Below are 21,713 nucleotides of genomic sequence, written 5' to 3'. Positions count from 1 at the left end.
CGGCGCGGCTCTCAGGCCGCCACCGGGTCGCCGTCCGTGCTCTCCTGCGACGCCGAGGACGAGGACGGCCCGCTCGCCGAGTCGGAGGTGTCCGGCGAGGACTCCGGGGGTTCCTCCGTGGTGGGGTCCGTCGGGTCGGGCGTGCCGCTCTCCGTATCGCTCGGGCTCGGGCTCTGCGAATGCGTCGGCGTGGGCGGCTTCGTCGGGTCGGGCGTTCCCGTCGACGGGCCGGAGGGCGACTCCTCGTCGGAGGGCGTGCCCGACGAGGGGCCGGAGTCCGGGTCCGTCGGATCGGCGGACGGCGTGCCGCTCCCGCTCGGCGCGTCCTGGCTGCCGGACGGACCGGGCGTCGCCACATCGCCGCCGGACGAGGTGTCCCGCGGCCCTGATCCGCTCTCCGTCCCGTCGTCCGGGTCCCCGTTCCCGCTGTCGTGACTCGCCGACTTCTCGGTCGTGACACCGGGATTGCCCCGGGGTTCGCCGTCGGACGTGAGGCCCAGCACCACCACGGTGCCGAGGACGGCGGCGAGGAGCGTGCCAGCCCCCACCGCGACGAGATTGCGCCGGGCCGTCGTGACCAGCCCGAACGGGCCCCTGCGCGCGCCGCGGGCGGCGGCCGGGGCACCCTGCCGGGAGATCACCGCGGTGGTGTCCGCGTCGTACCCCGGTCCCAGCCGCTGCGTCACCGCCGCCGGCCCGATCGGCGGCGTCGGCTTCTCGTACCGCTCGGCCGGCGCCTCCTCGATCGTCGTGACGGGGCCGCCCGGCAGCGGACCGGCGGACGGCGCCCCGCCGGGGAGCGGTCCGCCGGAGAGGTCGGCGACCAGAGCGAGCGCCCGGCGTCCGGCCACCGCGCCCGTCTTGTCGGCGAGCGCCCCGCGCATGCCGATCGACGTCTCCAGCTCCGCCCTGGCCCGGTCCGGGTTGCCCGCGCAGAGCGCGAGGACGCCCAACTCATGGTGGAAGTACGCCTCTTCGGCGACCTCCCCGGCGATCCTGGCGGCCTCCTGTCCGATCCGCAGGGCCTTCTCCCAGGCGCCCCAGTGCAGCCCTGCGGCGAACGCGGGGGCGGCGCTGCGGGCCAGCAGCACGGCCGCGCTGGTCTGCCCTGCCCCGTCACCGGGGACGAGCCCCGCCATGGCGGCGACGAGGGCGTCCGCCTCGGCCACCGCGCGATCCGGGGTGACCGAGGGGTGGCCGGCCCACCAGGCGTAGTGCTGGGCAGCCGTCCGGGCCCGTTCCGCGCCGGCCTCGCCGTATCCGGCCGCCTCCAGTTGGGTGAGTGCCCCGGCCGCCAGCCGGTAGCGGGAACCGGCCGGGGAGAGCAGCCCGCAGCCGGCCAACTCCCCCAGCGCGGCGTCCGCGTGGGTGTCCCCCACCAGGGCCGGCAGATGCGCCTGGTGCGGCACCTCTCCGCCGAGCGCGACCGCGAAGCGCAGGGTGTCGCGGGCGGGTCCGCTCAGCCGCGACGCGAGCAGCGCGGCGGGCGCGGCCCCCTCGCCGAGGCTGGGCAGCGGCACATGCGCACCGTCGGTGGCCTCGTCGTGTCCGAAGGGCGGTTCCGCCGGGCGATCGGCGGGGGCGTCGTGCGGGTCACAACGGTCGTGGTCGCCTGGCTCGGCGCGCAGCGCGTCGCGCTGGCGCAGCAGGGCACCCGCCTGGACGAAACGCAGCGGCAGCCCCTCGGACTCGAACCAGAGGTCCCCCGCCCAGTTGGTCTCCTCCTCGGTGAGCGGACGCTCCACCACCCGCGTCAGCAGGTCGATGGAGCAGTCGCGGCCGAGCCCGGCGAGGAAAACTTCTTCGAGCTGCGACTCCGCGGTGGGCGCGGCGATGTCCGGGGTCGCCGCGAACAGGAAGGCGCACTCCGGTGTGACGTCGAGGAGTTCCTCCAGGGCCGCCCCGCCGAACTCCAGGTCGTCGAGGACGACGACGGCGCCTATGCGTCGGACGTGGTCGAGGAGGTCCGGGCGGTCGGGGCGGTGCAGCGGGGCGTCGTACACGGCCTCGAAGAGCGCGTGCAGCAGATCGGTGGCGGTCCGCCGGTGTCCGGAGAGCCGTACGACGCCGTCCGGTGCGAAATCGGCGCAGTCGGCGGCGACGGCGTCCAGCAGCGCGGTGCGTCCGGAGCCGGCCGGCCCGGTGAGCCGCACGGAGCGTCCGCGGGCCAGCAGGCGCACCAGCCGTTCGCGTTCTTCCGTGCGCTCCAGCAGGGGCGGCTGGGGGGCGGGCGGACCCGGCGGCACGGGGGGTGCGGTGGCGCGCTCGCGGTCGGCGCGCTCGGTCGCGGTGCGCCGGCGCGGGGGCGCGGGCTGCTCGCCCGGCGGGCACAGTTCGACCTCGCTGCCGTCGACCGGGTTGACGGTCAGGAGGTAGTCGCCCGATATGACCCGGACGACACGGGCCGGGTGCGAGGTTCGCCGGCCGAATTCCGGGGTCATGGTTTCTTCCCTGCTCGGGCGGGGCCGGGGGCTCCCGGCCGGATCAGCGGGGAGACGCGGTCGCTCGGTCGCCCCGCCGGGGCCGTCGCCGTCCGGTCCGTGTTCTTCCGTTCCCCGGTGTGTCGGGTCCATCGCCCAAGCCCCCCAGACGCCTCGCGCACGGTTCTCCCTCCCGGCCTCGCACGCCCTGCTGTGGCTTCCGGTCCGGTGTCCGCCCGGTGGGTCCCGTCAATCGGCGGACGGGCCGAACCCTAGACCGTCGACCGGTGGCCCCACGCAGTCGGGGGGCCGTGCCGTCCGATGCGCACATTCTCGCGCGGAATATGCCGTTCGTGCGCATCGGGCGCCCCGGAAGGCGGGAGCCGGAGAGATACGGACGGGTCGCGCCCGTACGGCCGGGCCGGGGTGCCGCACCGGCGGCCGGGGTACTACACGCGCGGCAGGGAGTCCGCGGCGATCCCGCCCTCGATGGCGAGGATGCGGTGCAGCCGGGTCGCGACCAGCAGGCGCTGCATCTGCGGCGGCACGCCCCGGAGAACCAGTCGGCGTCCGGCCCGCCCGGCCCGGCGGTGCACCCCCATGATGACGCCGAGTCCGGTGGCGTCCCAGGAGTCCAGCTCGGTCAGATCGAGCACCAGGTCGCCGACTCCGTCGTCGAGCGCCGAGTGCAGGGCCGTACGGGCGTCCGCCGCGCTTCGGACGTCGAGGCGGCCCCCGACGACCAGTTCGGCGTGATCGCCCCTGATGTGCATATGCGCTCCCCGGGAATGCTCCGTTGCATTTTCGTCTGTCTGTTCTGTCTCTCCCACAACTGACTGCGGCGGAGACAGGGAAGTTGCCGTCTGTAAGCGAACCGGTGCCGAATTCACTCCGCAGAGTGACTCGGCCCGGACGGGCCCGCATGGACCCGGCCGTTCCGGAGGAAACCCCCGGTCCTCCGGTCCCGACCGACGGCATATCGGGCGGCCGGAGGACCGAAAAAGATCAGTACGTGTAGAAGCCCTGCCCACTCTTGCGGCCGATGTCACCGGCATCCACCATCCGGCGCATCAGCTCCGGTGCGGCGAACTTCTCGTCCTGCGACTCGGTGTAGATGTTGCTCGTGGCGTGCAGCAGGATGTCGACGCCGGTCAGGTCCGCCGTGGCGAGCGGACCCATGGCGTGTCCGAAGCCCAGCTTGCAGGCGATGTCGATGTCCTCGGCCGTGGCGACGCCGGACTCGTACAGCTTGGCGGCCTCGACGACGAGCGCCGAGATCAGCCGGGTGGTGACGAAGCCCGCCACGTCACGGTTGACGACGATGCAGGTCTTGCCGACGGACTCGGCGAACTCCCGCGCGGTGGCGAGGGTCTGGTCGCTGGTCTTGTAGCCGCGTACGAGTTCGCACAGCCCCATCATCGGAACCGGCGAGAAGAAGTGCACACCGACGACGCGCTCGGGGCGCTCCGTCACTGCCGCGATCTTGGTGATCGGAATGGCGGACGTGTTGGAGGCGAGCACGGCGTCGTCCCGGACGATCTTGTCGAGGGACCGGAAGATCTCGTGCTTGACCTCAAGCTTCTCGAAGACGGCCTCCACGACGACATCTGCGTCGGCGACCGCGTCGAGGTCGGTGGTGGTGGTGATGCGGGCGAGCGCGGCCTCGGCGTCGGCCGCCGCCAGCTTCCCCTTGGAGACGAACTTGTCGTACGAGGCCTCGATGCCGTTCAGCCCACGGGTCAGGGCCTCGTCGGTGACGTCGCGCAGCACCACGTCCCAGCCCGCCTGGGCGGAGACCTGCGCGATGCCGGATCCCATGAGTCCGGCTCCGATGACGGCGAGCTTCCTGGCCACGTGTGCACCCCTCGGTTTCTGTTCGCCTCTGCAGCTGTCCCTGCACGGCCCCGGTCATAACGGTTGTTCACATGCTCTTCGGCGGACACTAGTACTCGCGGGAGGTCCTGTGACCGCTAAGAGATGCGCGTCACGTCTCACATGACGGACATCACACCGGCATGCCCCACGCGGCGGCGTGTCGGGCCCAGTTGAGGGGTCCGCCCGTCCCGCGCACCGCGTCCCGCGGCCCGGTGGGCGAACGGCCGGGCCCGGCCTCCGGCCGGACGACGCACGCTCCGGCAAACCGGCCTACGCTGACGGCATGGTCAATCTGACGCGCATCTACACCCGCACCGGCGACAAGGGCACCACCCACCTCGGTGACATGTCCCGGACCGCCAAGACCGATCTGCGGATCGCCGCGTACGCCGACGCGAACGAGGCCAATGCCGTCATCGGTACGGCGATCGCCCTCGGCCGGCTGCCCGAGGACGTCGTGAAGGTTCTCGTCCGCGTGCAGAACGACCTGTTCGACGTGGGTGCGGACCTGTCGACGCCGGTCGCCGAGAACCCCAAGTTCCCGCCGCTGCGGGTGGAGCAGGGCTACATCGACAAGCTGGAGGCGGACTGCGACCACTTCCTGGAGCAGTTGGAGAAGCTGCGCAGCTTCATCCTGCCGGGCGGCACACCCGGGGCCGCGCTCCTGCACCAGGCATGCACGGTGGTCCGGCGCGCCGAGCGGTCCACCTGGGCGGCCCTGGAGGTGCACGGCGAGGTGATGAACGCGCTGACCGCGACGTACCTGAACCGCCTCTCCGACCTGCTGTTCATCCTCGCGCGGACGGCGAACAAGGAGGTCGGCGACGTGCTGTGGGTGCCGGGCGGGGAACGCTAGCCGTCCGCCGGGACCGCGTCCCGCCGAACGGGCCGCCCGGCGGGGTCACCGCTTCGAGGCGGGCTCCCGCCCCTGTGCCGGTTCCTGCTTCGGGAACAGCGTGTAGCTCCCCGCGATGACCACGTTGATCCCGATCACCAGCAGCATCTTCTGCTGCCACGCCTGCAACGACGACACGTCGCCGTCCCCGCCGACGTACCAGACCGCCGCCTGGAGCAGCGCCAGCGCCGTCACCGCGGCGACGGTCCACCGTGCGGCGACCCGCCACTCGTGCGCGGCACGCGCCGCGCCGTACTTCGGCGGCTTCACCGGCGGCGGACCGCCCGCGAAGCGGTGGGCGACCCGGGCGTCGACCCAGCGGATCGTGGAGTGGCCGAGCCCGACCGTGAAGCCGATGTAGACGGCGGCGAGCCCGTGTTTCCAGTCGGCCTGGGCCCCGTTCCTCAGATCCATCGCGGTCACCACCAGCAGCACGACCTCCAGCAGCGGCTCGCACAGCAGCACGGCGGCACCCAGGCGGGGCTTCCTCGCCGGGTACCGCAGCACCAGCCCCAGGGCGAGCAGCACCCAGAAGGCGACCTCGCAGAGCACGATGAGCGTGACGATCACGACTGTTCTCCTTCCTCCTCCTCCAGCCTCCCGGCCGCGCGCCGCGGAATCGTCGTCTGCGGTGACGACAGCCGACTGCATCCTTCGATGTACGGGGACATCACTCCCCGCACGGAGGCCCCGGGCCGGACCGGCGTGTTGGATGGAGGCGTGCTCCCCTTCCCCCGCCCGCACCGCCACGACGTGCTCATCGCGGTCATCGGCCTCCTCGGCGGTCTGCTGATGTGGACGCTGGGGCTGCACACCCAGGGCGAGGGGCCGCTCGCCCCGTCCTGGGCGTCCCTGCTGCCGCTCGCCGTCGTGTGCGGCCTCGAACTGGTCCGCAGGACCGCTCCGCGGACGGCGCTGGCCGTCGGCACGCCCGCCCTGGTCGCGGACCAGTTCACGACCGGGAACATGGCAACCGTCGTGCTGTTCACCGACCTGGTGTACGCGGCCGTGGTGTACGGGACGCCGTCCGCCGCACGCCGCATCCCGGTGGCCGCGTTCCTGATCACGGTCGCCACCACGATCGGTCTCCTGGCATGGTTCCGCACCCCTCAGGCGCTGATCGTCGGGGTCGTCATCGGTGTGATCTCCTTCGGTCCCGCCATCACCGGCGTCAGCGTGCGCAACCACCGCGACGCCGCCGAGGCGGCCCGGCTGCGCGCCGAACAGACCGCGCTGCTGGCCGAGATGGACCGCACCCAGGCGGTGGCGGCGGAGCGGGCCCGGATGGCGCGCGAGCTGCACGACATGGTGGCGAACCACCTCTCGGCGATCGCCATCCACTCCACCGCCGCGCTCTCGATCGACGACCCGGGCACCTCCCGCGACGCGCTGGCGGTGATCCGGGAGAACAGCGTCGAGGGTCTCGCCGAGATGCGCCGGCTGATCGGTCTGCTGCGCACCGGCGACAAGGCCGGGCCGAGCGCCTCGCCAACCCTCGGCTCGCTGGACGCATTGGTCGAACAGGCCGCTGCGAATGCCGGATCGAGCGGGCTGACCTGCACCTTCGAGGACACCCGTACGGAGCCGGGGCCCGTGCCCGCGCCGGTCGAACTCGCCACGTACCGGATCGTCCAGGAGTCCCTGACGAACGCCTTGAAGCACGCCGCACCCGGCCCGGTCGCGGTGCGCCTCGGCCGGTCCGGACAGTCGCTCACGGTGGAGATCAGCAGCACGTACGCGGACCGTCCGGAGCCGCGTGCGCCGGGATCGGGGGCCGGCCTGGTGGGAATGCGGGAGCGGGTGGCCCTGCTGGACGGAGTGATCGAGACGGGGCCCTCGGACGGTGTCGACGGTACGAGGATCTGGCGAGTGCGGGCGGAACTGCCCGTGGACGAAGGGTATATGACGTCATGACGATCCGTGTGGTGGTCGCCGAGGACCAGTCCGCCGTACGCGCCGGACTGGTGCTGATCCTGCGCAGCGCCGCGGACATCGAGGTGGTCGGCGAGGCCGCGGACGGCGAGGAGGCCGTGCGCCTGGCCCGCGAGCTCCGGCCGGACCTGGTGCTGATGGACGTTCAGATGCCGCGCCTCGACGGGGTCTCGGCGACCCGGCAGGTGACGGGCGAGGGACTGGCCGACGTGCTGGTGCTCACCACGTTCGACCTGGACGAGTACGTCTTCGGCGCGCTGCGGGCCGGAGCGGCCGGCTTCCTGCTGAAGAACACCGACGCGCGCGACCTGCTCGACGCGGTGCGCACCGTGGCGCGCGGCGAGGGCCTGATCGCCCCGGCGGTGACGCGCCGCCTGATCGCCGAATTCGCCGGTGCGACGTCCGCGCGCTCGGCGCACACGCCTGATCCGGCGGTGCTGGCCCCCCTGACCCGACGGGAACGCGAGGTGCTGGGCTGCCTCGGCGCGGGGCTGTCGAACGCGGAGATCGCGGTGCGGCTGTCGATGGCCGAGGCGACCGTGAAGACGCACGTCAGCCGGGTACTGGGCAAGCTGAAGCTGCGCAGCAGACTTCAGGCGGCCGTGCTGGCACAGGAGTTGAATGTCTGACGTTCACTCGTGATCTTTGGTCTGGACCTCTTGACGATTGGTCCAGACCTTCCTAATCTCGCCGCACACACACTGCGGTGAGTGCGCCATGACAAAGCGTGCTCTGGGCGGCGCAGGGTTTGCAGTCCACGGACCACCCCGATGTCCGGACCTCGACCGAGGAGCACCGTTGAGCACTGAAACCCCCCTACGCCGGACCCGATTCAGACTCGGGACCGGGAGAGCCACCAGATCCAGAGCGGTCGCGGGCGTCACCGCGCTGCTCCTTCCGCTCGCCGCGATGGTCGGCCTGGCCTCCCCCGCCGAGGCCGCCACCTCGGCGACCGCCACCTTCCTCAAGAAGTCCGACTGGGGAGGCGGCTTCGAGGGCCAGTGGACGGTGAAGAACACCGGAACCACCGCCCTGTCCTCCTGGACCATCGAGTGGGACTTCCCCTCGGGCACCGCGGTCGGCTCGGCCTGGGACGCCACCGTCACCAGCTCCGGCACCCACTGGACCGCCAAGAACCTCGGCTGGAACGGCTCGGTCGCACCGGGCGCCAGCGTCACCTTCGGCTTCAACGGCACCGGCACCGGCGCCCCCACCGGCTGCAAGCTCAACGGAGCCTCCTGCGACGGCGGCAGCGTCCCGGGCGACAACGCCCCCTCCGCGCCGGGCACCCCCACCGCGAGCGCCATCACCGACACCTCGGTCAAGCTCAGCTGGTCCGCCGCGACCGACGACAACGGCATCAAGAACTACGACGTCCTGCGCGACGGCGCGGTCGTCGCCACGGTCACCGGCACGACGCACACCGACACCGGTCTCACCGCGGGCACCGACTACTCGTACACCGTGCGGGCCCGGGACACCGCAGACCAGACCGGCCCGGTCAGCGGCGCGGTCAAGGTCCGCACCACCGGGGACGGCGGCACCCCGCCCGGCCCGGGCACCGGCGGCAAGGTCAACCTCGGATACTTCGCCGACTGGGGTGTCTACCAGCGCAACTACCACGTCAAGAACCTCGACACGTCGGGTTCCGCCGCGAAGATCACGCACATCAACTACGCCTTCGGCAACGTCCAGGGCGGCAAGTGCACCGTCGGCGACTCCTACGCCGACTACGAGATGGCGTACACCGCGGACAAGTCCGTCGACGGCGTCGCGGACACCTGGGACCAGCCGCTGCGCGGCAGCTTCAACCAGCTGCGCAAGCTCAAGGCGAAGTACCCGCACATCAAGGTCCTGTGGTCGTTCGGCGGCTGGACCTGGTCCGGCGGCTTCGCCGACGCGGCGAAGAACCCGGCCGCGTTCGCCGATTCCTGCTACAACCTGGTGAAGGACCCCCGCTGGGCCGATGTCTTCGACGGCATCGACGTCGACTGGGAGTACCCCAACGCCTGCGGCCTGACCTGCGACACCAGCGGCCCGAACGCCCTGAAGGCCATCACCACGGCCCTCCGCGCCAAGTTCGGCAGCAACAACCTGGTGACCGCCGCCATCACCGCCGACGCCTCCGAGGGCGGCAAGATGGACCTCGCCGACTACGCCGGTGCCGCCCAGCCGCTGGACTGGTACAACGTGATGACGTACGACTTCTTCGGCGCCTGGGACGCGAAGGGCCCGACCGCCCCGCACTCCCCGCTGACCTCCTACGACGGCATCCCGCAGGCCGGCTTCAACTCCGCCGACGCCATCGCCAAGCTGAAGGCCAAGGGCGTCCCCGCGTCCAAGCTGCTCCTCGGCATCGGCTTCTACGGCCGCGGCTGGACCGGCGTCACCCAGGACGCCCCCGGCGGCACCGCCACCGGCGCCGCCCCCGGTGCCTACGAGGCCGGCATCGAGGACTACAAGATCCTCAAGACCAGCTGCCCCACCACCGGAACCGTCGCGGGCACCGCGTACGCGCACTGCGGCACCAACTGGTGGAGCTACGACACCCCGGCCACCATCACGTCCAAGATGAACTGGGCGAAGAGCCAGGGCCTGGGAGGCGCGTTCTTCTGGGAGTTCAGCGGTGACACCGCCGACGGCGAGCTGGTCGGCGCGATCAACAGCGGTCTGAAGTAACCCACCGCGCACTGCGCACACCCCTCCGGAAAGCCACCGGGGAGACAGGTCCGCCCCCTGTCTCCCCGGTTTTCGTGCGTGAGCACCCGCTCCCGCGGCCGGGCCGCAACCGTCCCGGCCGCCCCAGGAGGCCCGGGGGGCCGGGAGGCCCGGAAGGCCCGCTGCTCGAAGGGGTCCACCGGATACCGGCCGGGCACTCGGATCCGTTTCGGCCCGCCGCCGACGTGCAGGCTCGAACCGGTGATGAAGCCGCTCCGCCCCGACGCAAGGAAAACCACGGCGTCGGCGACCTCCTCCAAAGACCGGTCCGGGACTGCCGGCCCGCTGCGCAACCACCTCGGCATCCGGCATCGCGGTGCGAGCCGCGAACGGTGTCGGCCGCGACGAACTCCGGAGCATGGCCGACGCCGCCCCGCGCAACCGGCCGCTCCCCCGAGAACCCGCGGACGGCCGCTCAGGCCACGTTGACGCGCTGGCCGGGCGGAGCCGCCTCCAGCCAGGCCAGGAAACCGGTAAGTGCGTCCTCGCTCATGGCCAGCTCAAGGCGGGTCTCCCGATGGAGACAGCCGAGCACCACGGCGTCCGACAGCAGCGCCAGTTCCTCCTCGCCCTCGGGCATCCGGCGGCCGATCACCTCGATCGCGGAACGCTCCAGGGTCCGGCGCGGGCGGGGCGCGTAGGAGAAGACCCGGAACCAGTCGATCCGGTCACCCCTGTACCGGGCGACCCCGTACACCCAGCCCTTGCCCGAGAGATCGGGCTCCTCCGGCACGTTCCACCGCAGACTGCAGTCGAAGGTCCCGCCGGAGCGCTGGATCAGCCTTCGGCGCAGGCCGAAGACGAAAAGTCCGATCAGGACCAGTGCGACGACCAGCCCGCCCACCCACAGCGCGAGGAACATCTCCACCGACCTCCTCGCGTCGTCGAGTAACGGAAAACACCAGAACTTCTCGTGCCCACCTGCATCGCCTCAGCCGCGGCACGGTCCGGAGGGGTCTCCAGGCCGTGCCGCGGCTGAGGGTAAAGCTACGTCGTCGCGGTGCGCTAGCGCACCGCCACCGCGCGCAGTCGCACTTCGGCGCGCCGCTCGGAAGCGGCGTCCGTGTCCGCCTTCGCACGCTCCAGCGCACGCTCGGCGCGCTGGACATCGATCTCGTCCGCCAGCTCGGCGATCTCCGCGAGCAGCGACAGCTTGTCGTCCGCGAACGAGATGAAACCGCCGTGCACCGCGGCGATCACGGTGCCGCCGTCGCTCGTGCGGATCGTCACCGGGCCCGATTCCAGCACACCCAGAAGCGGCTGGTGACCGGGCATGACGCCGATGTCGCCGGACGTGGTGCGCGCGACGACCAGGGTGGCCTCGCCGGACCAGACACTGCGGTCCGCGGCGACCAGCTCGACGTGCAGCTCAGCAGCCAAGGGTGGCTCCTCGGGTCACCACCCGGCCGGGGCCGACCGGGTGTTGGGTCAATTCTACGGGGCGTGGTGAGGGGGACGGGACGCGCCCGTCCCCCTCGGTGAGCCGTCGGCTCAGGAAACGCCGAGCTCCTTGGCGTTGGCCTTGAGGTCCTCCAGGCCACCGCACAGGAAGAACGCCTGCTCGGGGAAGTGGTCGTACTCGCCGTCGCAGATCGCGTTGAACGCGGCGATCGACTCGTCGAGCGGGACGTCCGAACCGTCCACGCCGGTGAACTGCTTGGCGACGTGGGTGTTCTGCGACAGGAAGCGCTCGACGCGACGGGCACGGTGGACGACCAGCTTGTCCTCCTCGCCCAGCTCGTCGATACCGAGGATCGCGATGATGTCCTGGAGGTCCTTGTACTTCTGGAGGATCCCCTTGACACGCATGGCCGTGTTGTAGTGGTCCGCGGCGATGTACCGCGGGTCCAGGATGCGGGACGTCGAGTCCAGCGGGTCCACGGCCGGGTAGATGCCCTTCTCGGAGATCGGACGGGAGAGAACCGTCGTCGCGTCGAGGTGGGCGAACGTGGTGGCCGGGGCCGGGTCGGTCAGGTCGTCCGCGGGGACGTAGATCGCCTGCATCGAGGTGATCGAGTGACCGCGGGTCGACGTGATGCGCTCCTGCAGCAGACCCATCTCGTCGGCAAGGTTCGGCTGGTAACCCACCGCGGACGGCATACGGCCGAGCAGGGTGGACACCTCGGAGCCGGCCTGGGTGTACCGGAAGATGTTGTCGATGAAGAAGAGCACGTCCTGCTTCTGCACATCGCGGAAGTACTCCGCCATGGTCAGACCGGCCAGCGCGACGCGCAGACGCGTGCCCGGCGGCTCGTCCATCTGACCGAAGACGAGCGCCGTCTTGTCGATGACGCCGGAGTCGGTCATCTCCTCGATGAGGTCGTTGCCCTCACGGGTGCGCTCACCGACGCCCGCGAACACCGACACACCGTCGTGGTTGTTGGCGACGCGGTAGATCATTTCCTGGATCAGCACGGTCTTGCCGACACCGGCACCACCGAACAGACCGATCTTCCCACCCTTGACGTACGGGGTGAGCAGGTCGATGACCTTGACGCCGGTCTCGAACATCTCGGTCTTGGACTCGAGCTGGTCGAAGTTGGGCGCCTTGCGGTGGATCGCCCAGCGCTCGGTGACCTCGGCCTCGGCCTCCGGCTTGTTCAGGATCTCGCCGAGGGTGTTGAAGACCTTGCCCTTGGTGATGTCGCCGACCGGAACCTTGATGCCGTCGCCGGTGTCCGTCACCGGGGCCTGGCGGACCAGACCGTCGGTGGGCTGCATGGAGATGGCACGGACCAGGCCGTCACCGAGGTGCTGCGCGACCTCGAGGGTCAGCGTCTTGAGCTTGCCCTCCTCGGCCGGGTCGGCGACCTCGACGGTCAGCGCGTTGTAGATGTCCGGCATCGCGTCGACGGGGAACTCCACGTCGACGACCGGGCCGATGACCCGGGCGACGCGGCCCGTGGCAACGGCCGTCTCAACTGTCGTCGTCATTACTTGTCACTCCCCGCGGTCGCGTCGGCCAGCGCGCTGGCACCACCGACGATCTCGCTGATTTCCTGGGTGATTTCGGCCTGGCGGGCCGCGTTGGCCAGCCGGGAGAGCGTCTTGATGAGCTCACCGGCGTTGTCGGTCGCCGACTTCATCGCACGGCGACGGGCGGCGTGCTCGGAAGCGGCGGCCTGGAGCAGCGCGTTGTAGATGCGGCTCTCGACGTACCGCGGAAGCAGGGCGTCGAGGACGTCCTCCGCCGACGGCTCGAACTCGAACAGCGGCAGGATCTCGCCCTTGCCGTCCTCGTCCTTCGCGGAGCCGAGGCTGAGCGGCAGCATCCGGTCGTCGACCGGGTTCTGCGTCATCATCGACACGAATTCCGTGAAGACGATGTGCAGCTCGTCCACGCCGCCCTCGGCGGTCTCCTTGGACACCGCCTCGATCAGCGGGGCGGCGGCACGCTTGGCATCCGCGTAGGTCGGGCTGTCGGTGAAGCCCGTCCACGAATCCTCGATCTTGCGCTCGCGGAATCCGTAGTAGGCGACACCCTTGCGGCCGATCACATAGGTGACGACCTCCTTGCCCTCACCGCGCAGCCGCTCGGTCAGCCGCTCCGCCGCCTTGATGGCGTTGGAGGAGTAACCGCCGGCCAGACCGCGGTCGCTCGTGACGAGCAGGATCGCGGCCCGGGCCGGGCTGTCGGCCTCGGTGGTCAGCGGGTGCTTGGTGGTGGAGCCGGTCGCCACCGCCGACACCGCGCGGGTGAGCTCGGTGGCGTACGGCGTCGACGCCGCCACCTGACGCTGCGCCTTGACGATGCGCGAGGCGGCGATCATCTCCATCGCCTTGGTGATCTTCTTCGTGGCGGTGACGGAGCGAATGCGGCGCTTGTAAACGCGAAGCTGAGCGCCCATCGATCAGCCCTCGCCCAGGAGCTTGCCGTCCGAGGTCTCGAACTGCCGCTTGAAGTCGGCGACGGCGTCGGCGATCGCCTGCAGCGTGTCGTCGGACATCTTGGCGCCCTCGCGGATGCTGGTGAGGAGGTCCTTGCGCTCGCGGCGCAGGTACTCCAGCAGCTCCGTCTCGAAGCGGCGGATGTCCTCGACCGGGACGTCGTCCATCTTGCCGTTGGTGCCGGCCCAGATGGAGACGACCTGCTCCTCGACCGGGAACGGGCTGTACTGCGCCTGCTTCAGCAGCTCGACCATGCGCTTACCGCGCTCCAGCGACGCCTTCGAGGCCGCGTCCAGGTCGGAACCGAAGGCGGCGAACGCCTCCAGCTCGCGGTACTGGGCGAGGTCGACACGGAGACGGCCGGAGACCTGGCGCATCGCCTTGTGCTGGGCGGAACCACCGACGCGGGAGACCGAGATACCGACGTTCAGGGCCGGACGCTGACCGGCGTTGAACAGGTCGGACTCCAGGAAGCACTGGCCGTCGGTGATGGAGATGACGTTGGTCGGGATGAACGCCGACACGTCGTTCGCCTTGGTCTCGACGATCGGGAGGCCCGTCATCGAACCGGCGCCCATCTCGTCGGAGAGCTTGGCGCAGCGCTCCAGCAGACGCGAGTGGAGGTAGAAGACGTCGCCCGGGTATGCCTCGCGGCCCGGCGGACGGCGCAGCAGGAGCGACACGGCACGGTAGGCGTCGGCCTGCTTCGAGAGGTCGTCGAAGATGATCAGGACGTGCTTGCCCTGGTACATCCAGTGCTGGCCGATGGCCGAACCGGTGTACGGCGCGAGGTACTTGAAGCCGGCCGGGTCGGACGCCGGGGCGGCGACGATGGTCGTGTACTCCAGCGCACCGGCCTCTTCCAGGGCACCGCGCACGGAGGCGATGGTGGAGCCCTTCTGACCGATGGCGACGTAGATGCAGCGCACCTGCTTGTTGACGTCGCCCGAGCGCCAGTTGTCGCGCTGGTTGATGATCGTGTCGACGGCCAGCGCGGTCTTGCCGGTCTGACGGTCACCGATGATCAGCTGACGCTGGCCGCGGCCGATCGGCACCATGGCGTCGACGGCCTTGTAGCCGGTCTGCATCGGCTCGTGCACCGACTTGCGGACCATGACGCCGGGGGCCTGCAGCTCGAGGGCGCGGCGGCCGTCGGTCGCGATCTCGCCGAGGCCGTCGATCGGGTTGCCGAGCGGGTCGACGACGCGGCCGAGGTAGCCCTCGCCGACGCCGACGGAGAGCACCTCGCCGGTGCGCTGCACCGACTGGCCCTCTTCGATGCCGCTGAACTCGCCGAGGACGATCGCACCGATCTCGCGCTCCTCGAGGTTGAGGGCGAGACCGAGGGTGCCGTCCTCGAACTTCAGCAGCTCGTTCGCCATGGCCGAGGGAAGACCCTCGACCTTCGCGATGCCGTCGCCGGCAACGCTGACCGTACCGACCTCCTCGCGCGAGGCCGCGTCCGGCTTGTACGACTGGACGAAGTTCTCCAGTGCGTCCCGGATCTCCTCCGGCCGGATCGTGAGCTCCGCCATCTGGGTTCCCTGCTCTCCTTGTTGGGCCCGAAGTTTCTTAAGGGGGTCTGGGGGCCGACCCCCAGGAATCTTCTGCAGTTTCTGCACGGCCCAACCGGGCCGCTGGTCTTGCTCTGTTCTGTTGCTGCGTCCGTCAGCCGGCCATGCGGCGGGACACCTCGGCGAGGCGCTCCGCGACGGTGCCGTTGATGACCTCGTCACCGACCTGCACCGCGATCCCGCCGAGGACCTCGGGGTCCACGTCCAGGTTCAGGTGCATGGGCCGACCGTAGATCTTCGCCAGTGCGGCACCGAGGCGCTGCTTCTGCCGGTCGCTCAGCGGCACCGCGGAGGTGACCACGGCGACCATGCGCTCCCGGCGCTCGGCGGCGAGCTTGGACAGGGACTCGAGTCCCGCTTCCAGGCTACGTCCACGCGGCTGGGTGACGAGCCGCACGACGACGCGCTCGGTGGCGGGCCGTACCCGGCCGCCCAGCAGGCTGTGCAGCAGCTGGCCCTTGGCGACGGCGGACGCGGACCGGTCGGTCAGCGCGGCGCGCAGTTCCTTGTCCGAGGCGACGATCCGGCCGAACCGGAACAGCTCGTCCTCGACGTCATCGAGGTCCCCGTCGCGCTGGGCGGCGGTGAGGTCCGCGATGTTCGCCAGTTCCTCGACCGCGTCGACCAGGTCGCGCGACTGCGACCAGCGGGAACGGACCATGCCGGAGACCAGGTCGACGGTCTCGCCGCCCACCTGACCGCTCAGCAGCCGTCCGGCCAGCTCGGCCTTGGCCTCGCCGGCCTGCGACGGGTCGGTGAGGACCCGTCGCAGGGAAACCTCGCGCTGGAGCAGCGCCGTCACCGCGGCCAGCTCGTCGGCGAGCTTCGCCGCGTCGACCGACGTGCTGTCGGTCAGCGCGTCGAGACGCTCACGGGCGGCAGCCAGTGCCTCGCGGCTCGCGCCGTTCATCGGACGGCCTCGGCCTTCGCGTCGGCCTTCGCCTCGAGCTCGTCGAGGAACCGGTCGACGGTGCCGCTCTGCCGGGCGTGGTCCTCCAGGGACTCCCCGACGAGCTTGCCGGCCAGTTCGGTGGCGAGCTTGCCCACGTCCTGGCGCAGCGCGGCGGCCGCGGCCTTGCGGTCGGCCTCGATCTGGGCGTGGCCGGCAGCGATGATCTCCTCGCGCTGCCGCTGGCCCTCGGCCCGCATCTCCTGCAGGATCACGGCGCCCTGCTCCTGCGCCTCCTGGCGCAGGCGCGCGGCCTCGTGGCGGGCCTCGGCGAGCTGAGCCTTGTACTGCTCAAGGACGCTCTGGGCCTCGGTCTGGGCCGCATCGGCCTTTTCGATACCGCCTTCGATGGCCTCGCGGCGCTCGTCCAGAACCTTGTTGATGTTCGGGAGGAGCTTCTTGGCGAGGAAGCCGAAGACGATGAGGAAGGCGATGAGGCCGATGACGAGCTCGGGGATCGGCGGAATGAGAGGGTTTTCCGTCTCGGCCGCGATCGTAAGCATCTGGCTCACGTCATTGCCTTTCGTCTAGTGGACTGGTCGTGGATCCGAAGATCACTGGCCGTAGACGAACGGCATGACCAGACCGATGAGGGCGAGCGCCTCACAGAAGGCGAAGCCGAGAATCTGGTTGGCGCGGATGAGACCGGCGGCCTCGGGCTGACGAGCAAGAGCCTGGGTGCCGTTACCGAAGATGATGCCGACGCCGACGCCGGGGCCGATGGCGGCGAGGCCGTAACCGATGGAGCCGAGGGAGCCGCTGACGGCAGCAAGGGTCTGGGACATGCCAGTTCTTCCTTCTCTTTCACGGACCGGTGGGGGTTGGCCACCGGACGACTAAGGGTCGGGTGCGGGATGCTCAGTGGTGCTCGGCGAGCGCGCCCTGGATGAAGGTGCAGGTCAGGAGGACGAAGACGTACGCCTGAAGCGCCTGGATGAAGAGCTCGAAGGCGGTCATCACGATGACCATCACGAAGGAGACGCCCGCGTAGGCGATTCCGATGCCGTTGAGCAGGTACCAGCTGGCGATCGTGAACAGCAGCAGCAGGGTGTGGCCTGCGAACATGTTCGCGAAGAGTCGCACCGCGTGGGTGAAGGGCCGGACCAGCAGGTTCGAGAAGAACTCGATCAGCATGGCCAGCGGCAGCACCGGACCGAGCGACTTGTCGTACCCGGTGAAGTTCTTGAAGGCGCCGACGAAGCCGTGGCGCTTGAAGGTCAGGCTGACCCACAGGATGTAGACGATCAGCGCCAGCACGATGGGGTAGGCGATGATCGACGTCACCGGGAACTGGGCGACCGGGATGATCGACCAGAGGTTCATCATCCAGACGAAGAAGAACAACGAGACGATGAGCGGGACGTACTTCTCGCCCTCGCGCTTGCCGAGCGTCTCGTAGACGATGCCGCGGCGGATGAAGTCGTAACCGGTCTCGGCGACCATCTGCAGCTTGCCCGGAACGACCTTGGGCTTGCGGAAGGCGGCCCAGAAGAAACCGACGACGATGAGCGACCCGAGCAGGGCCAGCAGCATCGGCTTGTTGAAGTACAGGTTGCTGTCCGCGTCGCCCCAGAGGGGTTCGAACAGGAACGAGTGCAAGCCGGGTGCCGGGAAACCACAACCGTCGAAGATGTGGCAATCGGTCTCGAAGGCGAGCACCTGTGTCGGGTCAGCACTCACCGCGGGCTCCTTCAGCGTGGCGCATAGGTACGGCAACCTCGTTGTGTCGGCGCGGCGCGCAGCCGCGGTTCGGCACTGGACTGGTGTTACGGATGTGTGAGCGGCAGTCAGGCAATGAGCCTCGCGATCGAGCAGGCGTCAGCTCACATGCCCGCGCCCGCAATGCCGCAGTTGGAACCGGACGATAGCAGGGTCTTGAACCCTCGCTTATCCCGCCCCTACCCTTCACGACTTCGACCCGGCGTTCTGGGGCTTCTCGCTCTTGTCGGACTCGGGTTCGACGTAGAGGATCTTGGCCTTCATGTGCGCACGCGCCTGTGCGCCGATCCACACCAGAGTCGCCGCGACCAGGGTGATCGCGAAGGACTTCGGGTTGAACACCGTGGTGTTCTTGAATGCGGCGACGAAGATGAACAGCAGGAGAAGTTGGGCCGTGTACAACATCAGCCCCATCGCCTGGAACAGGTGGGGCAGCGACCGGGCGGTCCGTTGCAGGACCACGAGCCCGATCCCCATGAAGAGGATCACCACGAGCGTCCCCACGACCGCGCCCAGGGCTCCCTTGCCACCCGCGACAACGCCGCTGATCACAGCGGCGACGACGCCGGCGGCAGCGGTGGGTACGGCGGTCTGGAGGAGAGTCCGGGCGTCGTTGGACGGCATGGGGCAGCTCCGCTTGCAGGGGATGGTCGGTACGTCGTCAGGGACGAGCATGACCCGGTCCGAGTCGATGCCTCGGGCTGCTGGACCGTGGTACTCAAGTCCTTCAACTCCGTCACCGGGCTTAGTGAACGGTATCACAAACTATTTGATGAGGTCTTTACTCTGACCTGTGCTTGCTGTCACACATGAGAGTGAATATGCGCGTGTGAGCAAGGCAACTCGTCATCTTGCCTGGTATTGCCCACCGATATCCGAATAGTCAGCGGGGCGAATCGGCCGCACGTCTGTCCGAAAAACGCGAACGAGTGCCCACTGCCGTTGCCCCATTGACGCCGGACACACCCATGACGACGGTCTGCGCGCGCTCCTGGTGACCTGGCCCATTCTGCCCCATCTCCGCTGCCGTGGAGCCCAGTTGGGCCTCTCCCCCGGGTGCCGCGGGGTCCCCGCCGCCACCCCTGCGACGCCGGTAGCGCGGCGGAAGAAAGCGTTCCGCCCAGTACGGCGCCTTCGGAGTGAACCGAGGCATCAGCAGGAGAACGAGCCCCAGTGCGCTGAGCCCCATCACCACCAGCACGATCCACAGCGATGTCGAGTGCACGGAATATCCGACCGCCCCGAACGCGATCAGCGCCGACCAGAAATACATGATCAGCACGGAGCGGCTGTGCGAGTGGCCGATCTCCAGCAGCCGGTGGTGCAGGTGGCCGCGGTCCGCCGCGAACGGCGACTGACCGTTCCAGGTCCTCCGCACGATCGCCAGCACCAGGTCCGCCGCCGGGATCGCGATGATGGTCAGCGGCAGCAGCAGCGGGATGAAGACCGGCAGCATCGCGTGGGTGGCCTCGCGCTCGCTGCCCGCGAACAGCTTCATCGTGTCCGGGTCGACCTGCCCGGTGACGGAGATCGCGCCGGCCGCCAGCACGAGGCCGATCAGCATCGACCCCGAGTCGCCCATGAAGATCCGGGCCGGGTGCATGTTGTGCGGCATGAAGCCGAGACACATGCCCATCAGGATGGCCGTGAACAGCGTGGCGGGTGCCGCCTCCTCGATCATGTGCCCGTACCAGAGCCGGTACGTGTAGAGGAAGAACGCCGCCGAGGCGATGCACACCATGCCCGCCGCGAGGCCGTCGAGCCCGTCGACGAAGTTCACCGCGTTGATGGTGATGACGACCAGGGCGACCGTGAGCAGCGTGCCCTGCCACTGGGTGAGGGCGACCGTGCCGATGCCGGGGATCGGCAGCCACAGGATCGTGAGGCCCTGGAGCACCATGACCGCGGCGGCGATCATCTGCCCGCCGAGCTTGATCAGGGCGTCGATCTCGAACTTGTCGTCCAGGACACCGATCAGCCAGATCAGGGCGGCCCCGGAGAGCAGCGCCCGCGGTTCGCTGGAGGACTGGAAGATCCAGTCCAGGTTGGAGAGGTGGGCGGCGACGATCAGCCCCGCGCACAGCCCGCCGAACATGGCGATGCCGCCGAGCCGAGGTGTCGGTTCCCGGTGGACGTCGCGCGCGCGGATCGCGGGCATCGCCCCGACCATGATGGCGAACTTGCGCACCGGACCGGTCAGCAGATAGGTCACGGCAGCCGTGACACAGAGTGTCAGCAGGTAATCACGCACAGGCTGCCCCAGAGTCTTTCGCCGACCATCTCAGCCCTCAACCTTAGACGCTCCGAAAAATTCGCCCCTTTGTGCAGGACACCGGGCACCATCGCGTGGTTCCATGGTCGGTTCGACGGAAGCAGCCGTCGGACGTGGCCGTGCCGGGTCCCGGTCCCGGCGCCGGATCAGGCCCGGCCGGTGGACGGACCACCTCCCGCGACACCGCCCGGAACGCCGTGCCCCGGGTAGGGCGGATGGGCACGCGCCAGTTCCCGGACCTCCGCCCGGACGTTCTCGCCGCTGCCCCGCACCGCCGCCCCGAAGAGCACCGCCAGCCGGGCCATGTCCGCCTCGTCCAGCCCCTGCGTGGTGACGGCCGCGGTGCCGAACCGGATGCCCCGGGCGTCGTCGTGGGGAAGCGCGCAGACGTCCAGCACCAGCCCCGCCGCCGCCAGCCGGTCCCGGGCGGTCCGCCCGTCGACGCCCAGCGGGGCCGGGTCCGCGACGATCAGGTGGGTGTCCGTGCCGCCCGTGGTGATCTCGAAGCCCTCCGCCTCCAGACCGGCGGCCAGTGCGCGGGCGTGGGCGACCACCCGGTGGGCGTAGGCGGCGAACGCCGGAGCGGCGGCCTCGCCGAACGCGACGGCCTTGGCGGCGACCGTGTGCATCTGCGCGCCGCCCTGGGTGAACGGGAAGACCGCCCGGTCGATGCGCTCGGCCAGCTCCGCGCCGCACAGGAGCATCCCGCCGCGCGGCCCGCGCAGCACCTTGTGCGTGGTCGCGCAGACCACGTCGGCGTACGGGACCGGGTTCGGCGCCGCTCCCCCGGCGATCAGCCCCATCGGATGCGCGGCGTCGGCGATGAGGTAGGCGCCCACCTCGTCGGCGATCTCCCGGAACACCTCGTGATCGGGGTGCCGGGGGTACGCGATCGAGCCGCTGACGATCGCCTTGGGCCGGTGTCTGCGGGCCAGGGCACGCACCTGCGCGTAGTCGATCAGGCCGCTCTCCGGGTCCACCCCGTACCCGACGAACTCGAACCAGCGGCCGGAGAAGTTGGCGGGTGAGCCGTGGGTGAGGTGGCCCCCGTACGGGAGCCCCATCGCGAGCACCGTGTCCCCGGGGCGCAGCAGCGCCGCGTAGGCGGCGAGGACGGCGGAGGAGCCGGAGTGCGGCTGCACGTTGGCGTGCTCGGCACCGAAGAGGGCGGTGGCGCGGCGGCGGGCGATGCGTTCGGCGGCGTCGGCGTGCTCGCAGCCGCCGTGGTAGCGGGCGTCGGGGTAGCCCTCGGCGTACTTGTTGGCGAGCGGCGAGCCGAGGGCGGCGAGGACCGCGGGAGAGGTGAAGTTCTCGGCGGCGATCAGTTGCAGGGTGTCCGACTGCCGGTTCAGTTCCCCCAGCAGTACGGCGGCGATCTCCGGATCCTCCCGGAGCAGGGCGCCGAAGTCCTGCGGGAGGGTCGTGCCGGGGGCGGAGGAGGGAGCGGCGGGCGTGGTGACCGGCATCGGGG

The 21,713-nt window shown here is 70.2% G+C and carries 20 protein-coding genes; 4 read left to right on the top strand and 16 right to left on the bottom strand.

The window, feature by feature from the left end; all coding sequences use genetic code 11:
• Positions 1 to 11: 11 nt before the first annotated feature.
• From ACFC79_RS02880 to ACFC79_RS02870, 3 genes are all read right to left on the bottom strand, one after another.
• Entirely contained in the window at positions 12 to 2,573 is a 2,562-nt protein-coding gene (locus ACFC79_RS02880; protein ID WP_376234297.1) for an ATP-binding protein, read from the bottom strand.
• Positions 2,574 to 2,869: 296 nt separating this feature from the next.
• A complete protein-coding gene (locus ACFC79_RS02875; RefSeq protein WP_376234295.1) occupies positions 2,870 to 3,193 on the bottom strand; it encodes an STAS domain-containing protein in 324 nt (107 codons plus the stop codon).
• Between the two features lie 232 nt (positions 3,194 to 3,425).
• Entirely contained in the window at positions 3,426 to 4,274 is an 849-nt protein-coding gene (locus tag ACFC79_RS02870; protein WP_376234293.1) for a 3-hydroxyacyl-CoA dehydrogenase family protein, read from the bottom strand.
• 304 nt (positions 4,275 to 4,578) lie between these two features.
• On the opposite strand from ACFC79_RS02870, the gene ACFC79_RS02865 reads away from it, so the two are divergent.
• On the top strand, positions 4,579 to 5,151 hold the full coding sequence (locus ACFC79_RS02865) for a cob(I)yrinic acid a,c-diamide adenosyltransferase (protein WP_376234290.1): 573 nt from the start codon (positions 4,579 to 4,581) through the stop codon (positions 5,149 to 5,151).
• Positions 5,152 to 5,196: 45 nt separating this feature from the next.
• Here ACFC79_RS02865 and ACFC79_RS02860 read toward each other — a convergent pair whose 3' ends face one another.
• A complete protein-coding gene (locus ACFC79_RS02860; protein ID WP_376234288.1) occupies positions 5,197 to 5,760 on the bottom strand; it encodes a hypothetical protein in 564 nt (187 codons plus the stop codon).
• A gap of 150 nt (positions 5,761 to 5,910) precedes the next feature.
• On the opposite strand from ACFC79_RS02860, the gene ACFC79_RS02855 reads away from it, so the two are divergent.
• The 3 genes from ACFC79_RS02855 (at position 5,911) to ACFC79_RS02845 (ending at position 9,801) form a co-directional block, all read left to right on the top strand.
• Positions 5,911 to 7,104: a sensor histidine kinase gene (locus ACFC79_RS02855; RefSeq protein WP_376234285.1), complete on the top strand. Its 1,194-nt coding sequence runs from the start codon at positions 5,911 to 5,913 to the stop codon at positions 7,102 to 7,104.
• Positions 7,101 to 7,751 carry a response regulator gene (locus ACFC79_RS02850; RefSeq protein ID WP_376234282.1) on the top strand — a complete coding sequence of 217 codons (651 nt, stop codon included), beginning with the start codon at positions 7,101 to 7,103 and terminating at the stop codon, positions 7,749 to 7,751. The genes ACFC79_RS02855 and ACFC79_RS02850 overlap by 4 nt, the downstream gene beginning before the upstream one ends.
• 169 nt (positions 7,752 to 7,920) lie before the next feature.
• The gene (locus ACFC79_RS02845; RefSeq protein ID WP_376234279.1) at positions 7,921 to 9,801 is read left to right on the top strand and encodes a glycosyl hydrolase family 18 protein; all 1,881 of its coding nucleotides are present in this window, start codon (positions 7,921 to 7,923) and stop codon (positions 9,799 to 9,801) included.
• Between the two features lie 454 nt (positions 9,802 to 10,255).
• Here the strand turns inward: ACFC79_RS02845 and ACFC79_RS02840 are convergent, their stop codons facing one another.
• From ACFC79_RS02840 to glyA, 12 genes are all read right to left on the bottom strand, one after another.
• Positions 10,256 to 10,702: a DUF2550 domain-containing protein gene (locus ACFC79_RS02840; protein WP_376234903.1), complete on the bottom strand. Its 447-nt coding sequence runs from the start codon at positions 10,700 to 10,702 to the stop codon at positions 10,256 to 10,258.
• A 143-nt stretch (positions 10,703 to 10,845) separates the two neighbouring features.
• The gene (locus tag ACFC79_RS02835; RefSeq protein ID WP_376234277.1) at positions 10,846 to 11,220 is read right to left on the bottom strand and encodes a F0F1 ATP synthase subunit epsilon; all 375 of its coding nucleotides are present in this window, start codon (positions 11,218 to 11,220) and stop codon (positions 10,846 to 10,848) included.
• 111 nt (positions 11,221 to 11,331) lie between these two features.
• On the bottom strand, positions 11,332 to 12,774 hold the full coding sequence (gene atpD, locus ACFC79_RS02830) for a F0F1 ATP synthase subunit beta (RefSeq protein ID WP_376234275.1): 1,443 nt from the start codon (positions 12,772 to 12,774) through the stop codon (positions 11,332 to 11,334).
• The gene (locus ACFC79_RS02825) at positions 12,774 to 13,688 is read right to left on the bottom strand and encodes a F0F1 ATP synthase subunit gamma (RefSeq protein WP_376234272.1); all 915 of its coding nucleotides are present in this window, start codon (positions 13,686 to 13,688) and stop codon (positions 12,774 to 12,776) included. The genes atpD and ACFC79_RS02825 overlap by 1 nt, the downstream gene beginning before the upstream one ends.
• A gap of 3 nt (positions 13,689 to 13,691) precedes the next feature.
• Entirely contained in the window at positions 13,692 to 15,263 is a 1,572-nt protein-coding gene (atpA, locus tag ACFC79_RS02820; RefSeq protein WP_376234270.1) for a F0F1 ATP synthase subunit alpha, read from the bottom strand.
• A gap of 133 nt (positions 15,264 to 15,396) precedes the next feature.
• Positions 15,397 to 16,212, bottom strand: a complete 816-nt coding sequence (locus tag ACFC79_RS02815; RefSeq protein ID WP_376234268.1) for a F0F1 ATP synthase subunit delta — start codon at positions 16,210 to 16,212, stop codon at positions 15,397 to 15,399.
• Positions 16,209 to 16,754 carry a F0F1 ATP synthase subunit B gene (locus tag ACFC79_RS02810; protein WP_376234900.1) on the bottom strand — a complete coding sequence of 182 codons (546 nt, stop codon included), beginning with the start codon at positions 16,752 to 16,754 and terminating at the stop codon, positions 16,209 to 16,211. Before ACFC79_RS02810 ends, ACFC79_RS02815 begins: the two co-directional genes overlap by 4 nt.
• 51 nt (positions 16,755 to 16,805) lie before the next feature.
• Positions 16,806 to 17,036: an ATP synthase F0 subunit C gene (atpE, locus tag ACFC79_RS02805; protein ID WP_030915976.1), complete on the bottom strand. Its 231-nt coding sequence runs from the start codon at positions 17,034 to 17,036 to the stop codon at positions 16,806 to 16,808.
• Between the two features lie 73 nt (positions 17,037 to 17,109).
• The gene (gene atpB, locus ACFC79_RS02800) at positions 17,110 to 17,931 is read right to left on the bottom strand and encodes a F0F1 ATP synthase subunit A (protein ID WP_376234265.1); all 822 of its coding nucleotides are present in this window, start codon (positions 17,929 to 17,931) and stop codon (positions 17,110 to 17,112) included.
• Between the two features lie 225 nt (positions 17,932 to 18,156).
• Complete coding sequence (locus ACFC79_RS02795; RefSeq protein WP_376234262.1) at positions 18,157 to 18,594, bottom strand: hypothetical protein; 438 nt, start codon at positions 18,592 to 18,594, stop codon at positions 18,157 to 18,159.
• A 259-nt stretch (positions 18,595 to 18,853) separates the two neighbouring features.
• Positions 18,854 to 20,233 carry an MraY family glycosyltransferase gene (locus ACFC79_RS02790; protein ID WP_376234898.1) on the bottom strand — a complete coding sequence of 460 codons (1,380 nt, stop codon included), beginning with the start codon at positions 20,231 to 20,233 and terminating at the stop codon, positions 18,854 to 18,856.
• Positions 20,234 to 20,388: 155 nt separating this feature from the next.
• Positions 20,389 to 21,708, bottom strand: a complete 1,320-nt coding sequence (gene glyA, locus ACFC79_RS02785) for a serine hydroxymethyltransferase (RefSeq protein ID WP_376234259.1) — start codon at positions 21,706 to 21,708, stop codon at positions 20,389 to 20,391.
• Positions 21,709 to 21,713: the final 5 nt, after the last annotated feature.

Source organism: Streptomyces sp. NPDC056061, from assembly GCF_042266885.1.
GTDB lineage: Bacteria > Actinomycetota > Actinomycetes > Streptomycetales > Streptomycetaceae > Streptomyces.
The sequence above is the reverse complement of the archived record's forward strand: the minus strand, read 5'-3'. Positions and strand labels throughout refer to the sequence as shown.

Excerpts from the sequence above, each read along its gene's own strand:
- atpA (WP_376234270.1), bottom strand. The coding sequence starts at position 15,263 with ATGGCGGAGCTCACGATCCGGCCGGAGGAGATCCGGGACGCACTGGAG.
- ACFC79_RS02810 (WP_376234900.1), bottom strand. The coding sequence starts at position 16,754 with ATGCTTACGATCGCGGCCGAGACGGAAAACCCTCTCATTCCGCCGATC.
- ACFC79_RS02840 (WP_376234903.1), bottom strand. The coding sequence starts at position 10,702 with ATGTTCCTCGCGCTGTGGGTGGGCGGGCTGGTCGTCGCACTGGTCCTG.
- ACFC79_RS02815 (WP_376234268.1), bottom strand. The coding sequence starts at position 16,212 with ATGAACGGCGCGAGCCGCGAGGCACTGGCTGCCGCCCGTGAGCGTCTC.
- glyA (WP_376234259.1), bottom strand. The coding sequence starts at position 21,708 with ATGCCGGTCACCACGCCCGCCGCTCCCTCCTCCGCCCCCGGCACGACC.
- ACFC79_RS02850 (WP_376234282.1), top strand. The coding sequence starts at position 7,101 with ATGACGATCCGTGTGGTGGTCGCCGAGGACCAGTCCGCCGTACGCGCC.
- ACFC79_RS02795 (WP_376234262.1), bottom strand. The coding sequence starts at position 18,594 with ATGCCGTCCAACGACGCCCGGACTCTCCTCCAGACCGCCGTACCCACC.
- atpD (WP_376234275.1), bottom strand. The coding sequence starts at position 12,774 with ATGACGACGACAGTTGAGACGGCCGTTGCCACGGGCCGCGTCGCCCGG.
- ACFC79_RS02880 (WP_376234297.1), bottom strand. The coding sequence starts at position 2,573 with ATGGACCCGACACACCGGGGAACGGAAGAACACGGACCGGACGGCGAC.
- atpE (WP_030915976.1), bottom strand. The coding sequence starts at position 17,036 with ATGTCCCAGACCCTTGCTGCCGTCAGCGGCTCCCTCGGCTCCATCGGT.
- ACFC79_RS02865 (WP_376234290.1), top strand. The coding sequence starts at position 4,579 with ATGGTCAATCTGACGCGCATCTACACCCGCACCGGCGACAAGGGCACC.
- ACFC79_RS02875 (WP_376234295.1), bottom strand. The coding sequence starts at position 3,193 with ATGCACATCAGGGGCGATCACGCCGAACTGGTCGTCGGGGGCCGCCTC.
- ACFC79_RS02825 (WP_376234272.1), bottom strand. The coding sequence starts at position 13,688 with ATGGGCGCTCAGCTTCGCGTTTACAAGCGCCGCATTCGCTCCGTCACC.